We start from the raw sequence: 23,232 nt of genomic DNA, 5'->3' as shown, positions 1-23,232 counted from the left end.
CCATGGCGGTAGACGCTCAATGCATGGGCGGGGCGTGGGCCAGCCAGTGGTCGTTGTCGTCCCGGGTGCGGGCCATGGAGCTCTGCAGGTGAGCCAGGGCCTGCTCCAGGGCCGCATCGCCATCGCTCAACGTCATGATGGCGGCGCGCAGCCCAGGGTGGCGGTCGCGCAGATCGTTAAGCAGCTGCTCGGCGGCGGCGGTGGCCGTGCAGGGCAGTAGCAGCGCCAGATGCTGTTCATCATAGCGGGCCGCCACGTCACTGCGGCGGATGCGGTGAGCCACCCGGTTGGCCAGCTGGGGCAGCTCGTCGTGTCGGACCAACGCCAGGGTCAGGGGCGAGGAAATCCGGTCGTGCAGTGGCACCAGCCAGCCGGCGGTGCTGACCAGTGCCTCGCGGCTGATGAAATCCGTGTCCGGATCCCGCCAGGTGGCTTCCAGGGCCGCCCGTGCCAGGGCCTGGTTGCGCCAGATCATCAGCCCGAAATAGAGCATGCAGGCACTCAGGGCGATGACCAGGAACAGGCTTGCCGAGGCTGTTGGCGTGGTCACATAACTGAGCCGGATTGGCAACACGAAGGCCAGCACGATTTCCGCACCGGCCAGCATGATCAGAAAACGTTTGATGCCATGCAGCAGGCCGTTGCTGAGCACGGCGATAAACAGCAGCGCCATGGTGGGCGGCGGATTGCCCGGGTCCAGCAGCAGTACGATACCCAGGGTCAGCAGATCCAGGCCGGAAGCGAACGCATCGCCATTGGCCGGTCGCCAGAACACCAGTAACAACTGCAGGCCCACATAGGCGGCAAACAGCAGCCAGGGGGTGGCCTTGGGCAGGGTAAAAAAGAAGTTGTCCGCATGGTGGAAATAAATCACGGCCAGGGCGGCAAACAGGGCACGGGCCAGGTACTGCATGATCACCACACCCTGATCCGAGGTGATACGGCTGGAAGTCGTCATGATTCATCGATCCCCGGTTATTTATGGAGCCTATGTTGCGTCAGGGCCTCTCCGGAATAAAGATGTCCGGCACGGGAATGTTGTTAAAAATGCGTTTTTTTGCCGATGTCATGGCCAAGGCCAATGGGCTCAGGCATAAAGAAGGCCATACCGTCCTGCAGTCATGAAGGAGTCACCGTGGATAACAGTGTCAACACGCCGCTGAGAGATGATGTGCGTTTGCTGGGGGATTTGCTGGGCCAGTGCCTGCGCCAGCAGGCCGGAGAGGATCTGTACCAGACCATCGAAACCATCCGTCAGGCCTCGGTAACCACCCGCGGAGAACAGGGGGCGGCGCTGTCGTCCCTGCGCGATCTGTTGTCGCCCCTGGATGATGCCACCCTGCTGGAAGTGGCGCGGGCCTTTAGCCAGTTTCTCAACCTCAGCAACATTGCCGAGCAACACCACCGCGAGCGTCTGCACCGTCAGCATCAGCGTTACCCCGGGGATCCGGGCGGTGATCAGGGGATTCGCGATGTGCTGCAGCGCCTGCAGGAGGAGCAGATTGCCAGTGGAGTGATCGAAGGCACCCTGCGGGACCTGTCAGTGGAGCTGGTACTCACTGCCCACCCCACGGAAGTGACCCGCCGTACCCTGATTCGCAAATACGACCAGATGGCGGATCTGCTGGGTGAACTGGACCGTCCGGATCTCACCGACGATGAACTGGCCTTTCGCCGCGAAAAGCTCTACCGCCTGATCCTGGCCGCCTGGAGCACCGATGAAATCCGTCGCGAACGGCCTACCCCGGTGGACGAGGCCAAGTGGGGCTTCGCCACCATTGAGCAGTCCCTGTGGCAGGCGGTACCGGAAATGGTTCGGCAACTGGAGCGGGAGCTGGCTGAGCAAGGGCTGCCCCAGCCACCCGCTGACTGGGCGCCGGTGAGACTGGCCTCGTGGATGGGCGGGGACCGGGACGGCAACCCCAACGTGACCGCGCCGGTGACCCGGGAAGTGTTGCTGCTGGCCCGCTGGATGGCCGCGGACCTGTATCTGCGTGATGTGGAAAACCTGCTGGCGGACCTGTCCATGGAAACGGCCAGCGACGAGTTGCTGGCCGAAACCGGTCACAGCCACGAGCCCTATCGGGTGATTCTGCGTCAGGTGCGCCAGCGGCTGAAGTTGACCCGCCGGCAGATGGAAGCGCGGGTGGAAAACCTGCCGGTGCCGGAAGGCGAGGGGTTCCAGCGCCGCGAGGAGCTGTTGGCTCCCCTGCAACTGATCGACCGCTCCCTGCGTGCAGTCGGGCTGGGCGATATCGCCGATGGCGACCTGAAAAACACCCTGCGCCGGCTCAACTGCTTCGGTATTACCTTGCTCTGTCTGGATATTCGCCAGGAATCCACCCGTCATCGTGATGCGGTGGATGCGGTGACCCGCTATCTGCAGCTGGGCAGCTACGCCGACTGGCCGGAGGAGCGCAAGCAGGCCTTCCTGGTAGAGGAACTGCAGGCCCGTCGCCCGTTGATTGATGACGGTTTTTACCGCAGTGAGGAATGCAGCGACGAGGTGGCGGAAGTGCTGGCCACCTGTCGGGTGATTGCCGAGCAGGGCAGCGAAGGGCTGGGTGCCTATGTGATCTCCATGGCCCGGGCCCCCTCGGATGTGCTGGCGGTGATGCTGCTGCAGAAGATCGCCGGGGTCAGCGAACCCATGCGCGTGGTGCCGCTGTTTGAAACCCTGGATGACCTGGACAACGCCGAGGACACCATGTCGGCCCTGTTGGCGGTGCCGTTCTATCGGCAGCGAGTGGCCGGAGGCCAGGAAGTGATGATCGGCTATTCCGACTCCGCCAAGGATGCGGGCTTTCTCGGTGCCGCCTGGGCCCAGTACCGCTCCCAGGAAAAGCTCACCGCCCTGTTTGCCGAGCACCAGATTCCATTGACCCTGTTCCATGGCCGGGGTGGTTCCATCTCCCGGGGAGGCTCGCCCACCCGCATGGCGTTGCTGTCCCAGCCGCCGGGCTCCGTGGCCGGGCGCATTCGCGTCACCGAACAGGGGGAAGTGATCCGCTTCAAATACGGTCGCCCGGCGGTGGCCGTGTTCAACCTGGCGCAATATGTGGCCGCCACCCTGGAAGCCACCCTGTTGCCCCCCCGGGCGGCGAAACCGCAATGGCGGGAACAGATGCAGACGCTTACCGACGTCTCTGTGGCCGGCTACCGCAGCGTGGTCCAGGAGGAGCCGGAGCTGGTGCGTTATCTGCGCACGGTTACCCCGGAGACCGAACTGTCCCGACTGGCCCTGGGCAGTCGCCCGGCACGGCGAAAAAAGGATGCCGGCATCAGCTCCCTGCGAGCCATCCCCTGGGTCTTTGCCTGGACGCAGATCCGCTTGATGCTGCCCGCCTGGCTGGGCACCGGGGCAGCGCTGGAGGCGGCTCAGGCAGACCCGGAACAGAATCGCACCGTGCAGGAAATGGTGGCGCAATGGCCGTTCTTCCAGGGTGTGGTGGACATGCTGGAAATGGTACTGGCCAAGGCCGATCTGCGCGTGGCGGCCTGGTACGAGCAGCGCCTGGCCGGGGAGGACGTTGATCTGGCCCGGTTGGGTGAAGTGTTACGCGAGCGGCTCACCGGCACGGTGAACGCCTTGTCTGCGCTGACCGGCCGTGAAGACCTGCTGGACAACAACCCGGTGATGCGCTGGTCCATCCGTGTCCGCGACCCTTACACGGACCCTCTGCATCTTCTCCAGGCAGAACTGATGGCCCGCCTGCGTCAGCAAGACGGCGATAAAGTCCTGGAAAGTGCGTTGATGGTAACCATCGCCGGTATTGCAGCAGGGCTTCGCAACACGGGGTGAAGGTAATTGACAGTGGACAGTTGATAGTTGGCAGCTGCGCGCGAACGGCTGTCTTCATTTGAAACGCAAGAGGCCGCGCCCAATCTTTGGACGCGGCCTCTTTGCTTCATCAAGCATCACAACGCAATCGCGAGGTTTTTAGCTGTTAACTGTCCACTATCAACTGTCAACTATCTTCGAATGGCTGCCATCGCAAACCGGTCCCTTGGCGCTGTGCTTGCAGCCGCAGAAAAACACGATTTTGTCCCGTGGTGCGGTGTAGGCCACCGGGGTGATGCCGGTGCCTTTGTGGCTGCCATCACAGTAAGGCTGGTTGTCGCTGCGCCCGCAGGCACACCAGAACACCTTTTCCCCTTTCTTCACCGGCAACGGATAGGGAAACCGGGAAGCAATGACTGGCTTGTCCATAAAATATCCTTTTCACAAACGGCCGGGGCGTTGTACCTGCTACGCGCATTGCTGCGCAATCGACTCTCTATTTTCAGCCCGGAATTTCACTCCTCACTTTTGCGCGCGGTCTCATGCGTTTCAGCAGCCACCGTGCCACTTCCGCGCAACTATTAACTATTCACTGTTAACTATTAACTGCCTTTAACCCTTGTCGCACAACTGTCACTCAAACGTCACTACTGTGCCACGTCCACTGGCGAAACTGCCCGAAACTGCCAGTGGAGTACACTATGCTTGCGCAAGCCGCAGGAAAGATCAAAGCACTGAGCCCCCACTTAAGAGGGGCCCTGACCAAGCCGTTTACGGCCACTGCCGATATTCTCCGTTTCCCCCGGGACATGGCGGCGGATGCGGAAAATGCCGGACGCTTCAGTGCCTACTTCACCCGCTCCCGACGGGAAATCATCAAGGTCCAGCGTTTGCGCTACCGTATTTTTTCCCAAGAATATGGTGCCAGCTTCAGCGCGCCTTTCGGACTGGACCGGGATCGCTTTGATAAACACTGTCTGCATCTGGTGGTACGCGACAACCACAGCGGTGAGATCGTGGGTTACACCCGGGTGCTGCCCTGTGAGCGCCTGCACCGCACCGGCGGCTTCTACTCCAGCGGCGAGTTTGATTTGTCCATGCTGCGTCATCTGGATGGCCGGGTAGCAGAGATTGGCCGCACCTGTATTCATCCCGCCCATCGTGGTGGCGCGGTAATTACCGTGCTGTGGGCCCGGCTGGCCCAGTACATGCTCGAAAACGATGTGCGTTACCTGCTGGGCTGCGCCAGCATTGCCCTGAGCGAGGGCTACAATGTGGCCGCCATTCAGCGGCGCATCAGTGAGCGCCACCTGAGTGATGCCACGCTGCGGGTCCAGCCGCACCTGCGCCTGGAGCGGCTGCCGGGCAGTGCCGACGACGACAACGTGAAAATGCCGCCGTTGCTCAAGGCCTACCTGCGCATGGGGGCCCGGGTCTGCGGCGAGCCCTGCTGGGACCCGGATTTCAATTGCCTGGATTTCTTCGTGTTGATGGCGGTGGATGATCTGCCCGCCCGTTATGTGCAGCATTTCTTGCAGCCCGCCCAAGCGGTTTGAGGGGCATCGTATAGAAATAGCGTCCGGTCCAGGCCGTTGGAGCCATGCTTGCATGGCGAATGAGGGGGAAGGACTTGGTGCTTACTGAACCCTTCGCTTTGCGAGCAAAGCTCCAACGGTTTTGGGGGCGCCTGATCTGGGTGGCAAACGCTTATGACTCTGGAAAGCAATGAACGATAGCGTCAGCGTCAGTCCTTATGAGGGCAGCGGCCTCTGGCCGCAACTGCGCAGGATGTTCCGGGTTGCCCGCATCGTGCTTTATCTGCTGTGGGGGTTTGTGTTGGCTTTTCTGCTGGGGGCCTTCTGGTCGCCTTACCGCCCCGTGGTGCTGGCGGCCAAACAGCGCTGGTGCCGTCGTTTTCTGGGTATCCTCGGCGTGGAGCTCACCGTCACCGGCAGCCCGGTCGATGCCCCGGTATTTCTGGTCAGCAACCATGTGTCCTGGCTGGATATCCCGTTGATCGCCAGCCAGCGTCACCTGTATTTCCTGTCCAAGGCGGAAGTGGGGGACTGGCCGTTGATTGGCACCCTGGCCCGGGCCATGGGCACCCTGTTCATCAAACGGGGCAGCGGTGAGTCCAGCCGCAAGGCCCGGGAAATCGCCGACCGCCTGAAGCTGGGCCACACCGTGCTGGTATTCCCGGAAGGCACCACCACCGATGGCACCGGCCTGCGCCGTTTCTTTCCGCAGCTGTTCGATGCGCCGTTGATGGCCGATGTGCCGGTACAACCCCTGGCGGTACGCTACCTGGACGACAGCGGCGCCCCGGACGCCGCCATGGCCTTCATCGGCGACGACGAATTCCACCATCACCTGTGGGCCATGCTGCTACGCAACCGCATCCGCGTGCGCCTGCATTTCTGCGAACCGGTATCGGCTCAGGGCACGGACCGGAAGGGGATTTGTGAGGCGGCGTGGGGGAAAGTGGCAGAGCAGTTGACAGTTGATAGTGGACAGTTGACAGCTCGCGGTTGATTTTTGTCCTTGTTTTCAATGCTTGAGGCCGCGCTTAGCATTTGGGTGCGGTTCCAAACAGAGAAGAGTTTTCCTTCTTTTGGCTGTCAACTATCAACTGTCCACTGTCAACTGTATTCCTCATCCCTGTTATCTGGCGCCACACCTTTAAGCTCGGATACCATGTCTTTTTATTCACAAGGACATTGCCCTGCCATGACCCGCGCCAGCGATCTGAAGAAATCCGACGTTATCGAAGCCAATGGTACCCTTTACGCTATTCGCCAGATCGAGGTGCAGTCGCCCTCGGCCCGGGGGGCGGCGACCTTGTATCGGGTGAAAGCCAGTGCGGTGGGCGGTGGACCCAAGTTTGAAGAACGCTACAAGGGGGATGATGAGGTAACCACCGTGGAACTCCTGCGCCGGCCGGTGCAGTTTTCCTATGTGGATGGTGATGATTACATCTTCATGGATAACGAGGATTTCTCCCAGTACCTGCTCAAGGCCGAGGACATTGCCGACGAGTTGGCCTTTATTACCGAGGACACCGAAGGTCTGCTGGCGCTGCGGGTGGACGATGCGGTGATTGGCCTGGAGCTGCCTGCGTCGGTGGTGCTGGAAGTCACCGAGACCGCCCCGGCCATGAAAGCGGCCTCTGCCTCCGCACGCACCAAGCCGGCCACCCTGAATACCGGGCTGGTGGTGCAGGTGCCGGAATATATCGTGGAAGGGGAAAAGGTGCGGGTGAACACCGCCGAGCGCAAATTCATGTCCCGGGCCTGATCCCGGATCATGAGGGTATTACGGGGTGTCACGCTGGCGGCTATGACGCTGCTTGCCGGTTGCCAGCTTGGCTATTACAGCCAGGCCGCCAAAGGGCATTTGTCGCTGATGGGCCAGCGCGAACCCCTGGAGGCGGTGCTGGCGGACCCCCAAACCCCTCCACAGATTGCCCATTCCCTGCTGTTCAGCCAGCAGGTGGTACGCTTTGCCGGGGACAATTTGGCGCTGCCCGCCGAGGATGTATATCACCAGTACGTGGCCCTGGAGCAGGACGCCGTGGTGTGGAATGTGCTGGCGGCACCGGCCTGGTCACTGACGCCCAAAACCTGGTGTTACCCGCTGATTGGCTGTGTCAGCTACCGGGGGTATTTCCAGCGCCCGGCGGCGGAAAAGGCGGCCGCACGCCTCAGCGAACAAGGGCTGGATACCTACGTGGGCGGTGCTATTACCTATTCCACCCTCGGCTGGTTTGCCGATCCGTTGACCACGCCCATGCTGCAACGCTCTGAGCCGGCCCTGGCGGAACTGTTGATCCACGAGCTGGCCCACCGCCGCCTGTATATCAAGAACGACACCCGTTTCAATGAATCCCTGGCCACCCTGGTGGGTCGTGAGGGCGCGGTGGATTTCTTTGCCGCCACTGGTACGCCGTTGCCGGCCAATTTCTGGCAGCGTCGTGAGCAGGTTCGCCAGGCTTTTCTGGCCATCGTCACCGATACCCGTGAGGCGCTCAAGCAGCTGTATGCCAGCGAGCAGGACGAGGCGGTCATGGCCCTCGAGAAAGCCCGCATCCAGCAGCAGGCCCGGGAGCGCTTTGCCCGCGAGCAACAGAGCCTGCCGGCCCTGGCCGGTTATCAGGGGTACTTTGACGGGCCGTTGAACAATGCCCAGCTAAACGGTGTCAGTGACTACAATGATTATGTGCCGGCTTTTGCCCGCCTGCTGGAACAATGCCGGCGGGACTGGGACTGTTTCTGGCAGCAGGTGGAAACCCTGGCTGAGCTGGATAGCCTGCAACGTACCGAGACCCTCAAGGAACTCACATGGAACTGATCCGCACCCCGCAACCGGAACTGGCCGAGCTGTTTGAGCACACCCTCAAGCGGAACGGCTTTTCGGTAGTGCGCCGGGAAGAGGGCGGTGAGCAGATTATCGACCTGCAGGACCCGGCCCAGTACAACCCTGCCAAGGCCTTGCTGGAAGAGCTGATTACCGATCTCAGGCATCAGCAGGGTCGCCAGCCGGTGGAGCCCCTCACCGGTCGGCCCCAGCCACTCATGTCCGGGGGCTGGTTTGCCAGCCTGGGCTGGGTCACCCGCATCGTGCTGATTGTCAGCGTGCTGGTATACCTGACGCCGTATCTGATGGGAGATGGTGTCTACCGGGCGCTGTTATTCCCGGCGGCGCTGGACGGGCTGGAAAGCCAGCCCTGGCGGCTTGTGACCCCCATGCTGCTGCACTTTTCCCTGTTGCATCTGCTGTTCAATCTGCTCTGGTGGTCGGACCTGGGGCGCCTGATCGAGCGCTTCCAGTCCAGTGGCCAGCTGGTGCTGGTTACCCTGGTCACCGGCATCACCGCCAATGTGGCCCAGTTTTTCCATACCGGCCCCATGTTCGGTGGTTTGTCCGGGGTGGTGTACGGACTGCTTGGCTATCTGTGGATTTACGGCAAGGTGAATCCCCAATCCGGTTACCCCCTGCGCCGGGAAATTGTCATCTTCATGCTGGCGTGGATGGTGATCTGTTTTGTGGGGCTCTCCAGTGTGGTGGCCAATGCGGCGCATCTGGCGGGGCTGGTCAGCGGTTGTCTGCTGGGGGCCGGTTTCGGTCTCTGGCGCCGGGCACATGGGGCCGGGGCCGTTTGAGTTACCCCGGTCGTACTGCTATAAAGACAGCCAAAACAATCAGTCACAATAATGAAAGGATACCGGCGACCTATGCAGTGGCGCGTCCTACCCGGGTTGGTTCCCTCTCTCCTAGTTGCAGCGGTCGTTTCCTTGCAGGGCTGTTCCCTGGCCAGCATCGACGACAACCTGCCCTATGGGGTATTGAACAACAATGATCTCGAGCTGGTGGCCGAGGGCCTGCCCACCTATCTGTTGATGGTGGACGGCCTGATCGAAAACTGGCCCGACAGCGCTTCCATGCTGGCCAGCGGGGCAGACCTTTATGGCGCCTATGCGGGCCTGTTTGTGGAAGACCCGAAACGGGCCCGCAAGCTCAGCGACAAGGCGCTGGGTTATGCCTTCCGTTCCGCCTGTGCCCATGATGATGATTACTGCGAACTGCGTGCGCTGTCCGTGCCCGAGTTCGAGGCACTGCTGGAAGACGCCGACAAGGGCGATGTGCCCATGCTGTTCACCCTGGGCAGTGCCTGGGCCGGGTATATTCAGCAGAACACCAGCGACTGGAACGCGGTGGCCGAGCTTGGCCGCGTGGAAGCCATCATGGAGCGTGTAGTGGCTCTGGATGAGGGTTACCAGTATGGCCAGGCGCACATGTACCTGGGGGTACTGAGCAGCATCCTGCCCGCGTCCCTGGGAGGCAAGCCGGACCAGGCCAGGGCCCATTTTGAGCAGGCCATGACCCTGTCAGAGGGTCAGAACCTGCTGGCTCCGGTGCTTTATGCCGAAAAGTATGCCCGTTTGGTGTTTGACCGTGAGCTGCATGATAGCCTGCTCGAGGATGTCCTCGCCGCTGATCCGCAGGTGCATGGTCTGACCCTGCAGAATACCTATGCGCAGGAGCAGGCCGAAGCCCTGCTCGCCGACGCTGACGATTATTTCTAGGAGTACTTATGCTGCGTCTTGCCACGATTCTGGTCGCGTTGTTGCCGGTCTGGGCTTCGGCCGCCAACACCCTGAAAATCTCCACCCTGTACCCGGATGGCACCACCATCGTCACCGGCCTGAAAGAGGCGGGGAAGGAAATCGCCGAGAAGACCGACGGGCGTGTGAAGCTGAAAGTGTATCCCGGTGGCGTCATGGGCGATGACCGCGCGGTACAGCGCAAGATTCGCATCGGTCAGCTCCACGGCCAGGTGGCCCAGGGCGGCGCCTTTGCCTCCGCCTACAAGGACAGCCAGATTCTCAACGTGCCGCTGGCCTTCAACAACTACGACGAAGTGGACGCGGTGCGTGCCGAGCTGGACCCGGTGATCAAGCAGGGCCTGGAAGAGGGCGGCTGGGTGAGCTTCGGCCTGATCGATGGCGGCTTTGCCTACGTGATGTCGGAAAATCCGGTAAAGAGCATCACCGACCTGCGTGACCAGAAACTGTGGTTGCCGGCCAACGATGAAGGCTCTGCCAAGGCGGCCAAGGCCTTCGAGCTGTCGCCGATCATGCTGAATATTGGCTCGGTGCTGACCTCCCTGCAGACCGGGGCGGTCAATGCCTTCGCAGCACCGCCGGTGGCAGCCCTGACCCTGCAGTGGTATTCCCGGGTGAACTATCTGACCGACATGCCGCTGCTGTACACCTTCGGCACCCTGGGTATCCACGAAAAGTTCTTCAAGCGTCTCAGCGCCGAGGATCAGCAGGTGGTGCGCCAGGTGCTGGATAGCACCTTCGCCAGGCTGGATGCGGAAAGCCGCCAGGAAAACCTGAGCGCTTTCCAGGCCGTCAAACAGCAAGGCCTGGAAGTGGTCGAGCCGTCCCCGGAGCAGCTGGCAGAATGGCGCGACTACGCCAAGCGTGCCACCGCTGAACTGGTGGAAGAAGGGGAGATTTCCCAGGACATGCTGGACCGGCTTAACGGCATTCTGGCCCAACAGCGCGAAGGGCAGTGATGGCAGCCTTGCTACACAGGCTCCACCGTACCCTTCACCAAATCGAGGACGGCCTGATCGTGGCCGTCCTTTTGTTTATGGTGCTGCTGGCGGTGGCGCAGATCGTGCTGCGGAATTTCTTTGGTACCAGTCTAGTGTGGATCGAGCCACTGCTGCAGAACGCGGTGCTGTGGATCGGCCTGCTCGGTGCCATGATCGCTTCCCGCAATGATGAGCACATCCGCATCGATGTGGCCTCGTCGCTGCTGCCGGAGAAATATCACCCCTTCCTGACCACCTTTGTGGATCTGTTCACCGCCTTTATCTGTGTGTTGGTGGCCTGGTACAGCGTGGGGTTTGTGATCGAGGAATACGACTACGCCGGCGCGGCCTTTGCGAATGTGCCGAGCTGGCTGCTGCAGAGCATTATCCCGCTGGGTTTCTCGGTGATGGCCGTGCGCTACGTGGTGCTGTTTGCGCTGGGGTTGCTGGGTAAGCGGCCGAAGATGCAGGAGCCGGTGCCATGATCCCCGTTGCCATTCTCCTGCTGGTACTGCTGGCGCTGATGGGCGCCCCCCTGTTTGCGATTATTCTCGGTGCCGCAGCCCTGGGCTTTTATACCCTGGGCATCGAAATGTCGGTGCTGCATATCGATATCTATCAGCTCAGCAATTCCGTGGTGCTGATGGCGCTGCCGCTGTTCACCTTTGCCGGCTTTTTGCTCAGCGAATCGAAAACCGCCGACCGCATGCTGCGTCTGAGCCAGGCGGCCTTCGGCTGGATGCCCGGTGGCATGGCCTTTGTGTCGCTGATTGCCTGCGCCTTCTTTACCGCCCTGACCGGTGGCTCCGGGGTCACCATCGTGGCGCTGGGGGCGTTGTTGTTGCCGGCACTGGTGAAAGGCAATTACCCGGAAAAATTCAGCCTGGGCCTGGTGACGTCTTCCGGTAGCCTGGGCCTGCTGCTGGTGCCCTCCGTGCCGCTGCTGATCTACGGCATTATTGCCCAGCAGATGTCCCAGCAGCTGGATATGCCGTCGGTGGAAATCGTCGATCTCTACCTGGCCGGGCTGGTGCCGGCGCTGCTGATGGTTGTGCTGATGTACGGCTATTGTGTGTGGGCGACGCGTGGCACCGAGGTTCCACGTCAGAGTTTCGATTTCCGTGAACTGGTGGATGCGCTCTGGGAAGCCCGCTGGGAATTACCGCTGCCGCTGGTGGTGCTGGGCGGGATCTTCTCCGGCTTTCTGGTGATCAGTGAGGCGGCGGCGGTGACCGCGCTTTATGTGCTGGTGGCGGAAGTGTTCCTGTACCGGGAAATTTCCCTGCGCCGGCTGCCAGGCATCATGCGTGATTCCATGATCATGGTGGGCGGCATCCTGCTGATTCTGGCGGTGGCCCTGGCCTTCACCGATTACCTGGTTTACGCCGGGGTACCGGAGAAGCTGTTCACCCTGATCCAGACCCACGTGGAGAGCAAGATCACCTTCCTGATCCTGCTCAACATCCTGCTGCTGTTGCTGGGGGCGTTGCTGGATATCTTCGCGGCGCTGGTGATCATGGTGCCCCTGATCCTGCCGGTGGCGTTGCGCTACGGCATCGATCCGGTGCACCTGGGGATTATCTTTGTGGCCAACATGCAGATCGGCTACATCACCCCGCCGGTGGGCATGAACCTGTTCATCGCCAGCTACCGGTTCAAGAAGAAAGTCACCGAGCTGTTCGCGGCCACGTTGCCTTTCATGATGGTGTTGATCATTGCCTTGTTGATGATTACCTATATTCCGCAGCTCAGTCTTTGGCTGGTGCGCTAACCTATCGACGAAGCCGCTGTAGGAGCGCCTCTTGAGGCGCGAAGCGGCTTTCCGTTAACCAAAGAGAGCACAGTATGTAGGGTGCACTGAGCCCCAGGCGGACTGCCCCGTTTCGGCGTTTGATGGTGCAGTTCGCCTGGGGCTCAGTGCACCCTACGGTAGGTGTAGCCAGCGTGGGAGTCTCCGTGAAGGGGAGCAGGTATCACTTCCGTAGCGTCTTGACCTGAATGCTCTTGCCTTGTCCTTTCTGTATCTGGAACCACTTGGGGTAGGCGCGGATCATGTCGCTGAGTTTCTTGTGGCCGAACAGGCGGGTGTCGAAATCCGGCTTGCGCTTGCTCAAGTGCTGGCCCACGGTGCCCAGGTTGGCCCAATCGTCTTCGTCGGAAATATCGTCAATCACGTTGGCAATCAGTTGCAGCGGAGGCGGTTCCTTGCTGACCGGGTCGCTGGGAGTCGGCTCCTCGGCTTTGCCGGCGGTGTCCTGCGGAGCGTGGTCCGAACGCAATACTTCGGTATAGATGAACTTGTCGCAGGCGGCCACAAAGGGCCCGGGAGTTTTGCGTTCTCCGAAGCCATAAACGGTCTGCCCTTCCTCGCGCAATCTGGCTGCCAGACGGGTGAAATCGCTGTCACTGGATACCAGGCAGAACCCGGACAATTGTTTCGTATACAGCAGATCCATGGCATCGATAATCATGCTGCAGTCCGTGGCGTTCTTGCCCTGGGTATAGGCGAACTGCTGGATCGGCTGCACGGAGTGCTTCAGCAGCACGTTTTTCCATCCGCCCAGATTGGGCTTGGTCCAGTCGCCGTAGATGCGTTTGACGCTGGCCGTGCCGAATTTGGCAATTTCCTCGAACAGACCGTCGACGATTTTCGGTGGCGTGTTGTCCGCGTCGATAAGGACTGCCAGTGAGGTGCTGCTGACCGGTGAAGAGTCCGTGCCCATGTTGCTGCCTGCCATGATGCATTCCTTTTGCGAGGGATACCCCCAACATAACGGATTCGGCGGGGAGGGGACAGGCGCGGATGGACCGTTGTAGGCGCTATGCTTGCCCCTCCTTGTGGGAGCAAGCAAGGTTATTCACTTCGGGGCTCACGTTCGATAAAGGGTCGCCCTGCTATGCCATTGCCCGTTGGAGCTTTGCTCGCAAAGCGAACCGGTTAAGCAGCAGCCATCGCTTCCGGAGCAGTCCTCCCGCAGACCATTCCCGGTCGCCCGGATGGCATGGGCCGAAAGTCTCAGGAATTGTCGCGACGCAGTACAAAGAAAAAGGGTTCTTTGGTGCCTTTCAGATCCATGATGCCGAGCACCGTGTTGTCGTCTACCTTCCGGAAAACATCATTAATGGGCAGGTTATCGTAAATCATGGTGGCGGAGGGTTTGCCCCGGTAGGTCGTCAAGCGCAGGCGAGCGGCGGACTTGCGGCCGGACAGCAGCGGCAGAGTCCACTGGAACAACTTGCCGACAACGCGCGACTTGAGGAATGGCATCTTTTCCAGGAGGCCCATGCCTGGCATAACCAGTAACGGCCTCACCGAGGTCAATGTCCCGGACACCTTGCGAAATACCAGTGGATGCACATGTTCCAGGCTTTCAAAACGTTTGCCGTGCCAATGGCAACGTTCCAGCATTCCATCCATGGTATGGCCGGTCTCGAAACCTTCACCTTTCCAGGCGCCGATCATGAAGTTCGTCTCAACAGGTTCCAGCGCATCAAAAATGGCCAGCGCATCTTCAGGGGGCACCCGGTCGACTTGCGTTGCTGCCGCAAAACTGCGTACTTTCACGTCGTTCTGATCTGCCTGTGACGCATTCATGATGAACTCCTGAAGGTGAAAAGTGATGGACCGCAGTTTCAAGTCATTACTGCCATTCCACTCCACGGCATAAGCGGAATAAACATTCAAAACGTGCAAGGCGCGGAGGATTCAGCGATTCCCTAGCGCTTTAATGGACGCAAACAATCGTAAGCGCCATTTCCTGTCAACGTACCACCATCCACATAAATAACCTGCCCGGTAATGTAACTGGCGGCCTCACTACAGAGGAAAACGGCCGTATCGGCGATCTCCGTTACCGTGCCAAGTCGTCTGGCAGGAACCCGGCCGATCGCTTCGTCAAGGCCATCTTGAGAGCTCGATAGGTATTTCACTCCTTCGGTTCCTTCTATGCCCCCCGGCGCAATAAGATTCGCTCTCACTCCAGCGGGTCCCCACTCGACGGCAAGGGTTTTCGTCAGCATGTTGACCCCGGCTTTAGCCGCCGCAGCATGGGCCTGGAAGGGGACGGCATGTTCCGCCTGGCCTGCTGTGATGGCTATCAGAGAGGCGCCGGGTTTGGTGAGATAGTCGAAGCTGGCCCTGAACACGTTAAATGTACCAATAAGGTCGATATCGACGACGGTTTTAAACGCATTCGCAGATAACCCCACAATGGGTGAGAAAAAGTTACCTGCCGCGCCGGATACCAATATATCAATCTTGCCGAAGGCCTCTGCCGTGGTTTTTATGGCTGTCTCAACCGCTGCATAATCTCGCACGTCGCAGGACATACCCAGCGCACGTCCGCCTGAAGCCTGCTCAATGTCGGCCTGGGCAGCCGCCGCCCTTTCCGCATCTCGACCAATCACTGCAACCCGGGCACCAGCGCACGCAAACGCTTTTGCGATACCCAAATTAATCCCTCGAGTACCGCCCGCAACGAATGCCACTTTGCCGGCCAAGAGATTTTCACTAAAACATTGACTCATAAGAGCCTCCTGACAATTTTTTAAACCATCTTTGCAAGGAAATTTGCGTCCCCGTTTACAGGGCCTGCTGATCCTGAAAATGCCTGTTAACGGTCAACGGCCTTCACCGATTTCTTGTGAACAAGATTGGCCATGGCGCCAAGGGGCATCATGCGGATAAACAGGCTTTGCAAGGTCACGGACAGGCCGGGCAGGGCGTAGCGTTTTCCCCTTTTGAGGGCCGCATAGCCGGCTCTGGCCACGTCTTCCGGGGTAGCGATTTGGGCAGACACAAACTCCCTGATGCCGCTGGAAGAGGTGTGTTTGCTCTGGGCGGTGTCCAGGAAGGCGGTTTTGGTGGTGCTGGGACAGAAGCAGGTGACCTGCACGCCGTAAGGTTTCAGCTCTTCGTGCAGAGAGGCGCTGAAATTGATCACGAACGCCTTGCTGGCACTATAGGCAGCGAAGAAGGGCATGGGGCAGAAGCCGGCCAGGGAGCCAATGTTCAGGATCTTGCCCCGGCCACGGGCTTTCATTGTCTGGCCCACCAGCATGCACAGCTTGCTGAGCAGGATGTTGTTCAGGGTGAGCATACGCTCCAGCTTCTTGCTGTCCTGCTCCACGTGCTCGCCCATCATGCCGAAACCCACATTGTTGACCAGTACGTCCAGCTCGATCCTTTCCTGGTCCAGCCACTGCATGATGGCTTCGGCGGCGCCGGGCTGGGACAGGTCCATTTGCACTCCCCGATAGTCCACATCTTTGCGCTGTGCTTTCAGGTCATGACCCAATGCATCCAGCTCATCCTGCAGCAGGCTGAAAACGATGATGCGGTAGCCGTCCGCATTGAAAAGCTTGCAGAATTCCCGGCCAATGCCGCCGGCGCCGCCGGTAATCAGAACAGTTTTTGTCATGGGACTCTCCTGTCAGGCGTTGCCGGTGTTGTCGTCCGGGCCAAGCTGGAACGGACGGATGATCATGTTGCTGGAATGCTCCCGGTGATATTGCTCGCGGGCCTTCCAGGCCTTGCCGTAACGGTAGAAGGGAATGGTGGGGTAGAGGTGATGCATGAGGTGATAGTTCTGATACATCAAGATCGGGGTCAGAAGCCATTCCTTACCCATGCGCATCAGTGCGGTGGCGTTGGGGTCGTCGTCCTGCCGAGCAGTATGCGGATAGTGGGGAAGTACCATGAACACCAGACACATCAGAAAGAAAGCAAAGTAGGTGGGCAGTAGCCACAACATCAAGGCTTCATAGGGGCGCCAGAGGATGAGGGCAGTCAGCGCCAGACCGGCCACCGCCAACTCGCGCTTGATTTCCGAGGGCTCCACATTGGGCAACACCTCCGGCTTGCGCAGGTAGTTGATCAGATAGATGAAGGGCCAGAATCCCCACAGCGGCATGGTCCACAGGCTGCTGGCCATCCAGTGATCCGGGTCCTTTTCCGGGTCATTGGTAAAGCGGTGGTGACGCATATGCATCAAGCGAAACAGTGTGCCCTTGCCGAACGGCACCGCTAAAAACGTGGCGATGGAGAGGATCAGATCGTTGTGTTCCGGCTTTTGGGCAGCGCAGCGGTGAATGGCCTCATGGGCAGGCGTAAACAATGCGTAGCCGGTGATGCTGATAATGATCAGCCCGACCCAGGCTGGCCACAGGCCACTAAGTACCATTGTCCAGGTAAGAATGTTGACGGCATGGGAGGCTACCAGGATAGCCACGGTGGGCCAGGCAATCCTGGGGGATAGCTTGAGCCGGGCCAGCGTCTTGAGGTCATCTTGTTGTGTGCCAGTTGTATTTGTCATGGGCGCTCTCCTGAATAGGTCCAATACAGAGTGTTTACTTTTCGGCATGGCAACATAAGCGCGGAAATTGCCAATCGGGGGATAAAAAGTGCCAATGCGCGGAATAAAAAAACGGGCGGCAATTGCCGCCCGGAAAGGGGAACATCAGACAGAGAAGGGTTTACGGCCTCAGGACGGGGAGCCCGTTAATACCGCTGCCTGAATGTTCACGGTGAGAGGGTTTGCATGCTTTTCGAGCCAGGATCTGTGCGATGCACCCCAGATAATCCAGAATGCCGGCGACGGTTCACCCGGCCAGTGGTTGCGAGATCTTCAGGGACTCAGAACCTGCGGCCAGTCAGCCCTGGTGTTCTCCGCGATACATTTCCCTTGTTTCCACGTTTACTGGGTGACCAGTGTCACTGGAATACTGGGCGCAGGAGAGCGCGGATACCGACAAGATGGGGATGGAAAGTGACAATCTACGCTGAGCGCTTCTGGCCATACGCTGCAACAGTGAGCGGTGTTGGCAAAACAGTATCTCGCTAAGCGGTGTATGACAGGGGGGCTACTGACCTAGACCTCTTGATATCGCCTTGCAGGACTCATTGTCGTTTGGGGTTATTGCTGGCGGAAACGGCTGGGGCTGGTGCCGAACCAGCGTTGAAAAGCGCGTCTGAAGCTGGCCACATCGGTGTAACCCAGATCTTCGGCAACGGCAGCGACGGTATAGTGCGGCAGGCTGAGTAACTGAGCGGCGCGGCGACTGAGGGTCTGGTCCAGCAATTGCTGGAAGCGGGTGTTTTCCTGCTTGAGTTTGCGGATCAGAGTGCGTGGGCTCATGTGTAACTGATCGGCGATGCTTTCCAGAGTCGCCTTGCCGGGTTCCTGGTGAAGCAGGGATAGCACTCTGTCGCTAAGCGTTCCCTGTTTGCGCAAGGTTTCCTGGCGAACCTCGCACTGTCGGATGGCGACCCAAAGCAGATCCCTGTCGTGACTGTGGAGAGCTTCATCGCCGTAACTGGCGGGCAAGCTGAGTGCAGCGTCAGGCGCATCGAAGACAATATCCATTCCACGAAAAACTTGCGGATAGGCGTCGGCCCAAGGCGGAGCGGGATAGTTGAAATACACGCAGCCGTCATTCAGTGGCCGGCCGCGCAACATCACATAGCAGGCGTAGGAAGAGGCCATCGCTGATTCAGTAAGAAAACGGATGGCGCTGTCATGTGGATAGGCAAATACCAAACGTAAAGTGATGCGTTCCGGTGTTTCTTCCATCACCGTGTTGAAGATGCGGGTGCGAGTATTATTAAACCGTGCAAACAGCCGCATGGCGTCGCGCAGCGTCGGGCTGGCCATGGCTGCCATGCCCATGGGGCCATGCATGGCAGGCAGGGCGCGCAGGCCGGATTGCAGGGCAATATCCGGCTGGTCGGTGAGTTGATGGGCATTGGCAATCAATTGCCGGGTTCCATCCCAGTCAATAAACCCGTCGCTGTGTAGTAGCGTTTCCTCATCAATCCCGGTTCCTCGCACCAGCGCTGTCAGGCCAGTATCGTCCAGGCCCAGGGTCTGGGCGATCATGCGGCAGTAGGTCAATGCCAGGTCCGGGGTCATGGTCGAGCAGGTCCTGTGCGGCGGTGATCACGGGGAATCGGGAACCCTCAGATAGTCGCACCTGGATTTCCGGCAGGCAATGACACAACCGCGCGGTCCATGGCAAGGCTGAGCGTAGTGGACAAAAAAACGGCCGTCAGGGGTGACGGCCTAAGGGGGGGAAGCATGAACCCTCACGGGTTCGGGTATCACAGAATCAACGCAGGGATGTCTGTCTGGAAAGGCATGGCGCTTTCCAACAATCACAGATTAGCGACAGGCCAGAATGAAACACAGAAGACTGTATTGAGGGGTGTGATCAGATTTTTCGATCAATAAGAAAAGTTGAGGCGGGGTTCAGACCAGCGACTTTCGCATGGCATGGCGAGTCAGCGGGATGCCATCGCGTTCCGCCTGTTCCTGACCTTCGCTGTTAAAGCCCATGTAGGCAAAGAAATCATGGGCGGTGAGGCTGGCGTGGGTGGTCAGCTCGGTGATGCCTTCGATGCGGGCGCCGTCTTCCAGGTGCTGGTAGAGCAGGGTGGCGATGCCCACTCGGGAGGCCTCCGGATGGACGAAGACCATGTTGATGTAATCGCGGATTCGGTGGGCAAACCCCACCAGCTTGTTATCCCATTCCGCCACCACGGTGTCGCCCTCGCTGAGCACCGAGATCAGGCTGTCGTAGTTCTGGGCCTGGCTCCAGGCATCCCGTTGTTGCTGGTCATACTCCGCTGCCGCACTGACCTGGATGGCCTCGCGGAATACGCCCAGCAGCTCGGCCATGTCCTTGCTGTCCAGGGGGCGTATCTGGAAGGGCATGAGGGCCGCGATGGGGTCCGGCTCCGACGCGCGGGGAGCGGGTTCCGGCGCAGGCTGAGCGGCGGAGTGGGCCGGGGCCTCCGGTTGAACGGGGGTGCGGTGAAAAAGCTGGCGTAGCCATTGCAACATCATTGCTCTGCCCGGGCAGTGTCATCTGCCTCTTCGGATTGTTTTTTCAGTGCCTGGATTTCCTGCTGTAGAGCATCCAGGTATTGGTCTTGCCGACGGAGAAGTTGCTGCGCAGTGGCCTGCCGCTCCTGTAATTCTGCCGCCCGCTCTGACAGCTCCTGCTGTTCACGCAGGCGAGCGTCACGCTCCTCTTCCGTGAGCAGACGGGCGTTGCTGTCCTGTTCGGCAAACAAGATGCTGGACAGGATCAGCGCGATGGCAGCAAACAGGTAACGCACGGACTTCCCCCAAACTGGCCGTGAAGGGAATCAGCATAGCAAAAAGGGGGCGGGAAGGGGGAGGGCTAGCTACGAGCTACGCTGGCTGGATAGGGAGAGGCCAAGGAGTTACCACGAAATCCGTGTTCTCTACGAAGCCGCTGTGGGAGCTATGCTTGCATGGCGAACCGCGCTTGCGCGGAAATCGCCCGCAGGGCGATCAGGCATTTCAATCCTAGACAGGTCTTTCCGGAAAGAACGGAGGGCGGACTTCCTCCCCTTGTCACCTCGCGACGCCCGGTTCGCACCTCAAGCGGTGCTCCTGCGGGGCGGGGGAAGATCGGTGCAGTTCGCCCGAGGCTCAGTGCACCCTACGGTGGGGCCACAAATGCAGGAGGCCGCGTCCGTTGTTCGGGCGCGGCCTCCTGGGTGAGAGCAAGCAACGCGTTCAGCCCGCGTTGCAGCTTGTCGCTTGCTGTTTCTCCTACATCATTTGCCGCAGCACATAGTGGAGGATGCCGCCGTTCTTGTAGTACTCCACTTCGGCGGCGGTATCCAGGCGGGAGAGGGCGTCCACCTTCTGTTCCTTGCCATCCTTGCGGAATACCACGGTGACGGTGTCGCTGGGCTTCAGGTCATTGCCCAGGTCCGGGATATCCACCTCTTCCGTGCCATCCAGGTTCAACGTCTTGCGGTCGGTGCCTTCCGGGAACTGCAGTGGCAACACGCCCATGCCGATCAGGTTGGAGCGGTGAATGCGCTCGTAGCTTTCCGCGATCACCGCTTTTACGCCCAGCAGGTTGGTGCCCTTGGCGGCCCAGTCGCGGCTGGAGCCGGTGCCGTATTCCTTGCCGGCCACCACGACGGTGGGGACGCCTTCCTTCTGGTAGCGCATGGCGGCGCCGTAGATGGAGATCTCCTCGCCACCGGGCAGGTGTTTGGTAAAGCCGCCTTCGATATCCGGCGTCATCTCGTTGCGGATGCGGATATTGGCGAAGGTGCCACGCATCATCACCTCGTGGTTGCCCCGGCGCGAGCCGTAGGAGTTGAAGTCCAGGGGTTCCACGTCATGCCCCTGCAGGTAATGCCCGGCGGGGGAGTCCGCCTTGATGGCCCCGGCGGGGGAGATGTGGTCGGTGGTGATGGAATCGCCCAGCAATGCCAGGATGCGGGCATCCTTCACCGGCTGCACATCGTCCACCTGCTTGGTCAGCCCGTCGAAGAACGGCGGGTTCTGAATGTAGGTGGAGCTGCTGTCCCAGTCGTAGGTTTCGGAGTCCGGGATTGGCAGGCTCTGCCAGACCTCGTCGCCTTCAAAGACGCTGGCGTACTGGCTACGGAACATGCTGTTGTTGATCTTCACCAGCTCATTCTGGATTTCCTCGGAGCTGGGCCAGATATCTTTCAGGTACACCGGCTGGCCGTCCTTGTCCTTGCCGATGGGGTCCTTGTCCAGATCGATCTTCACCGTGCCGGCCAGGGCGTAGGCCACCACCAGCGGCGGTGAGGCAAGCCAGTTGGTGCGAACGCTCTGGTGGACCCGGCCTTCGAAGTTCCTGTTGCCGGAGAGCACCGAGGCCACCACCAGATCGCCATCACTGATCGCCTTGTCGATTGCTTCCGGCAACGGGCCGGAGTTGCCGATGCAGGTGGTGCAGCCGTAACCCACCAGATCGAAACCGATATCGTTGAGGGGTTTCTGCAGGCCGGTCACATCCAGGTAATCGGTCACCACCTTGGAGCCCGGGGCCAGCGACGTTTTCACCCAGGGCTTGCGGTTCATGCCTTTCTCGGCGGCTTTCTTTGCCACCAGCCCGGCGGCCAGCATGACGCTGGGGTTGGAGGTGTTGGTGCAGGAGGTGATGGCCGCAATCACCACGTCACCGTGGCTCATGAAGTGCTTCTGGCCGTCGATCACCACCGGTACCTGGCCGCCACTGGGTTCATGGTTGCCCACGGCGGTCTGGCCGCCTTCTCCTTCCAGTGTGCTGATTTCGTCGTCGTTGAGCTTGAGGGTCTCGGTGACCACATCAATGAAGGTGCGTTTCACCGCAGTGAGCGGTACCCGGTCCTGGGGCCGTTTGGGGCCGGCCAGGCTGGGCACCACATCGCCCAGATCCAGTTCCAGCACATCGGTGAACTCCGGGTCCGGATCGGCGCTGGAGCGCCACAGGCCCTGGGCCTTGCAGTAGGCTTCCACCAGGGCAATGGTGTCCGCATCACGGCCAGACAGCTCCATGTATTCGGTGGTGCGCTCATCAATGGGGAAGAAGCCGCAGGTAGCACCATACTCCGGTGCCATGTTGGCGATGGTGGCCCGGTCGGCCAGGGTCAGGTCGGCCAGACCGTCGCCGAAGAACTCCACGAACTTGCCCACCACGCCGCGGCGACGCAGCATCTCGGTGACGGTGAGCACCAGATCCGTGGCCGTAATCCCTTCGCGCAGCTTGCCGCTGATCTTGAAGCCGATCACCTCGGGAATCAGCATGGCAATGGGCTGGCCAAGCATGGCGGCCTCTGCCTCGATACCGCCCACACCCCAGCCCAGTACGCCCAGGCCGTTGATCATGGTGGTGTGGGAGTCGGTGCCCACCAGCGTGTCCGGGTAGGCGTAGGTGTTGCCGTCGTCGCTTTCGGAGGACCATACCCCCTTGGCCAGGTATTCCAGGTTCACCTGGTGACAGATGCCGGTGCCCGGTGGCACCACCCGGAAGTTGTTGAAGGCTTTCTGGCCCCAGCGCAGGAACTGATAACGCTCCCGGTTACGCTGGTATTCAATCTCCACGTTGTCTTCAAAGGCCTGCGGATTGCCAAACTTGTCCACCATTACCGAATGGTCGATGACCAGATCCACCGGTGTCAGCGGATTGATGCGGGAAGGATCCCCGCCGGCCTTGTGAATGGCGTCGCGCATGGCGGCCAGATCGACCACGCCGGGGACCCCGGTAAAGTCCTGCATCAGCACCCGGGCCGGACGGTAGTTGATTTCCTTGTCGGAACGTTTGTTCTCCAGCCAGCGCATCACGGCTTCCACGTCGGCGCTGGTGACGCTGTCGCCGTCTTCAAAACGGAGCAGGTTTTCGAGAAGGACTTTGAGGGAGAAAGGGAGCTTGCTGAGATCACCCCAGCCCTTGTCGGCGACCGTATTGATATCGAAGTAATGATAGGTCTTGCCGTTGGCTTCCAGCGTTTTCTTGCTGTTAAGGGTGTCCTGGCCAATCCGTGTCACTACACACCTCCTGGGCTCTGGTT

General features: G+C 60.1%; 21 protein-coding genes. 10 read left to right on the top strand and 11 right to left on the bottom strand.

The features are described from left to right. Positions 1 to 16 precede the first annotated feature (16 nt). Positions 17 to 958, bottom strand: a complete 942-nt coding sequence (locus tag C4S63_RS02550; RefSeq protein ID WP_062816800.1) for a hypothetical protein — start codon at positions 956 to 958, stop codon at positions 17 to 19. A 177-nt stretch (positions 959 to 1,135) separates the two neighbouring features. On the opposite strand from C4S63_RS02550, the gene ppc reads away from it, so the two are divergent. Further along, the gene (gene ppc / locus C4S63_RS02545) at positions 1,136 to 3,802 is read left to right on the top strand and encodes a phosphoenolpyruvate carboxylase (RefSeq protein WP_200819493.1); all 2,667 of its coding nucleotides are present in this window, start codon (positions 1,136 to 1,138) and stop codon (positions 3,800 to 3,802) included. 159 nt (positions 3,803 to 3,961) lie between these two features. Here ppc and C4S63_RS02540 read toward each other — a convergent pair whose 3' ends face one another. Beyond that, complete coding sequence (locus C4S63_RS02540; protein WP_103916605.1) at positions 3,962 to 4,210, bottom strand: CDGSH iron-sulfur domain-containing protein; 249 nt, start codon at positions 4,208 to 4,210, stop codon at positions 3,962 to 3,964. 272 nt (positions 4,211 to 4,482) lie between these two features. Here C4S63_RS02540 and C4S63_RS02535 point away from each other — a divergent pair, with 272 nt between their 5' ends. From C4S63_RS02535 to C4S63_RS02495, 9 genes are all read left to right on the top strand, one after another. Next, a complete protein-coding gene (locus C4S63_RS02535) occupies positions 4,483 to 5,337 on the top strand; it encodes a GNAT family N-acetyltransferase (protein WP_103916604.1) in 855 nt (284 codons plus the stop codon). Between the two features lie 169 nt (positions 5,338 to 5,506). After that, complete coding sequence (locus tag C4S63_RS02530; RefSeq protein WP_103916603.1) at positions 5,507 to 6,313, top strand: 1-acyl-sn-glycerol-3-phosphate acyltransferase; 807 nt, start codon at positions 5,507 to 5,509, stop codon at positions 6,311 to 6,313. Between the two features lie 195 nt (positions 6,314 to 6,508). Further along, positions 6,509 to 7,075, top strand: coding sequence for an elongation factor P-like protein YeiP (gene yeiP, locus C4S63_RS02525; protein WP_103916602.1), 567 nt, complete (start codon positions 6,509 to 6,511; stop codon positions 7,073 to 7,075). Positions 7,076 to 7,084: 9 nt separating this feature from the next. Then, positions 7,085 to 8,128, top strand: a complete 1,044-nt coding sequence (locus tag C4S63_RS02520; RefSeq protein ID WP_103916601.1) for an aminopeptidase — start codon at positions 7,085 to 7,087, stop codon at positions 8,126 to 8,128. Next, the gene (locus tag C4S63_RS02515) at positions 8,119 to 8,940 is read left to right on the top strand and encodes a rhomboid family intramembrane serine protease (protein ID WP_103916600.1); all 822 of its coding nucleotides are present in this window, start codon (positions 8,119 to 8,121) and stop codon (positions 8,938 to 8,940) included. Before C4S63_RS02520 ends, C4S63_RS02515 begins: the two co-directional genes overlap by 10 nt. Before the next feature lie 72 nt (positions 8,941 to 9,012). Next, positions 9,013 to 9,864 (top strand): TRAP transporter TatT component family protein, encoded by an 852-nt coding sequence (locus tag C4S63_RS02510; RefSeq protein ID WP_062816808.1) that lies wholly within the window; start codon positions 9,013 to 9,015, stop codon positions 9,862 to 9,864. Between the two features lie 8 nt (positions 9,865 to 9,872). Beyond that, positions 9,873 to 10,862, top strand: coding sequence for a TRAP transporter substrate-binding protein DctP (gene dctP, locus C4S63_RS02505; RefSeq protein ID WP_103916599.1), 990 nt, complete (start codon positions 9,873 to 9,875; stop codon positions 10,860 to 10,862). Positions 10,863 to 10,921: 59 nt separating this feature from the next. Next, a complete protein-coding gene (locus C4S63_RS02500) occupies positions 10,922 to 11,368 on the top strand; it encodes a TRAP transporter small permease (protein WP_234999912.1) in 447 nt (148 codons plus the stop codon). Beyond that, on the top strand, positions 11,365 to 12,654 hold the full coding sequence (locus tag C4S63_RS02495; protein ID WP_103916597.1) for a TRAP transporter large permease: 1,290 nt from the start codon (positions 11,365 to 11,367) through the stop codon (positions 12,652 to 12,654). The genes C4S63_RS02500 and C4S63_RS02495 overlap by 4 nt, the downstream gene beginning before the upstream one ends. 202 nt (positions 12,655 to 12,856) lie before the next feature. Here C4S63_RS02495 and C4S63_RS02490 read toward each other — a convergent pair whose 3' ends face one another. From C4S63_RS02490 to acnA, 9 genes are all read right to left on the bottom strand, one after another. Next, positions 12,857 to 13,621 carry an NYN domain-containing protein gene (locus C4S63_RS02490; protein ID WP_082844752.1) on the bottom strand — a complete coding sequence of 255 codons (765 nt, stop codon included), beginning with the start codon at positions 13,619 to 13,621 and terminating at the stop codon, positions 12,857 to 12,859. A gap of 278 nt (positions 13,622 to 13,899) precedes the next feature. Further along, positions 13,900 to 14,478, bottom strand: coding sequence for a DUF4334 domain-containing protein (locus C4S63_RS02485; RefSeq protein WP_103916726.1), 579 nt, complete (start codon positions 14,476 to 14,478; stop codon positions 13,900 to 13,902). 122 nt (positions 14,479 to 14,600) lie between these two features. After that, positions 14,601 to 15,410, bottom strand: a complete 810-nt coding sequence (locus tag C4S63_RS02480) for an SDR family oxidoreductase (protein ID WP_103916596.1) — start codon at positions 15,408 to 15,410, stop codon at positions 14,601 to 14,603. Between the two features lie 86 nt (positions 15,411 to 15,496). Beyond that, positions 15,497 to 16,303, bottom strand: coding sequence for an SDR family oxidoreductase (locus C4S63_RS02475; protein WP_103916595.1), 807 nt, complete (start codon positions 16,301 to 16,303; stop codon positions 15,497 to 15,499). A 12-nt stretch (positions 16,304 to 16,315) separates the two neighbouring features. Beyond that, positions 16,316 to 17,197 carry a fatty acid desaturase gene (locus C4S63_RS02470; RefSeq protein WP_063509357.1) on the bottom strand — a complete coding sequence of 294 codons (882 nt, stop codon included), beginning with the start codon at positions 17,195 to 17,197 and terminating at the stop codon, positions 16,316 to 16,318. A 600-nt stretch (positions 17,198 to 17,797) separates the two neighbouring features. Further along, positions 17,798 to 18,793 carry an AraC family transcriptional regulator gene (locus C4S63_RS02465; protein WP_063509358.1) on the bottom strand — a complete coding sequence of 332 codons (996 nt, stop codon included), beginning with the start codon at positions 18,791 to 18,793 and terminating at the stop codon, positions 17,798 to 17,800. Between the two features lie 336 nt (positions 18,794 to 19,129). Next, positions 19,130 to 19,726, bottom strand: coding sequence for a GNAT family N-acetyltransferase (locus C4S63_RS02455; RefSeq protein ID WP_103916593.1), 597 nt, complete (start codon positions 19,724 to 19,726; stop codon positions 19,130 to 19,132). Next, positions 19,723 to 20,001 (bottom strand): hypothetical protein, encoded by a 279-nt coding sequence (locus C4S63_RS02450; RefSeq protein WP_103916592.1) that lies wholly within the window; start codon positions 19,999 to 20,001, stop codon positions 19,723 to 19,725. Before C4S63_RS02450 ends, C4S63_RS02455 begins: the two co-directional genes overlap by 4 nt. Positions 20,002 to 20,464: 463 nt before the next feature. Then, positions 20,465 to 23,209: an aconitate hydratase AcnA gene (acnA, locus tag C4S63_RS02445; protein WP_062816819.1), complete on the bottom strand. Its 2,745-nt coding sequence runs from the start codon at positions 23,207 to 23,209 to the stop codon at positions 20,465 to 20,467. Between the last annotated feature and the right edge of the window lie 23 nt (positions 23,210 to 23,232).

The organism is Alcanivorax sp. DSM 26293 (assembly GCF_900107995.1).
GTDB lineage: Bacteria > Pseudomonadota > Gammaproteobacteria > Pseudomonadales > Alcanivoracaceae > Alcanivorax.
The sequence above is the reverse complement of the archived record's forward strand: the minus strand, read 5'-3'. Positions and strand labels throughout refer to the sequence as shown.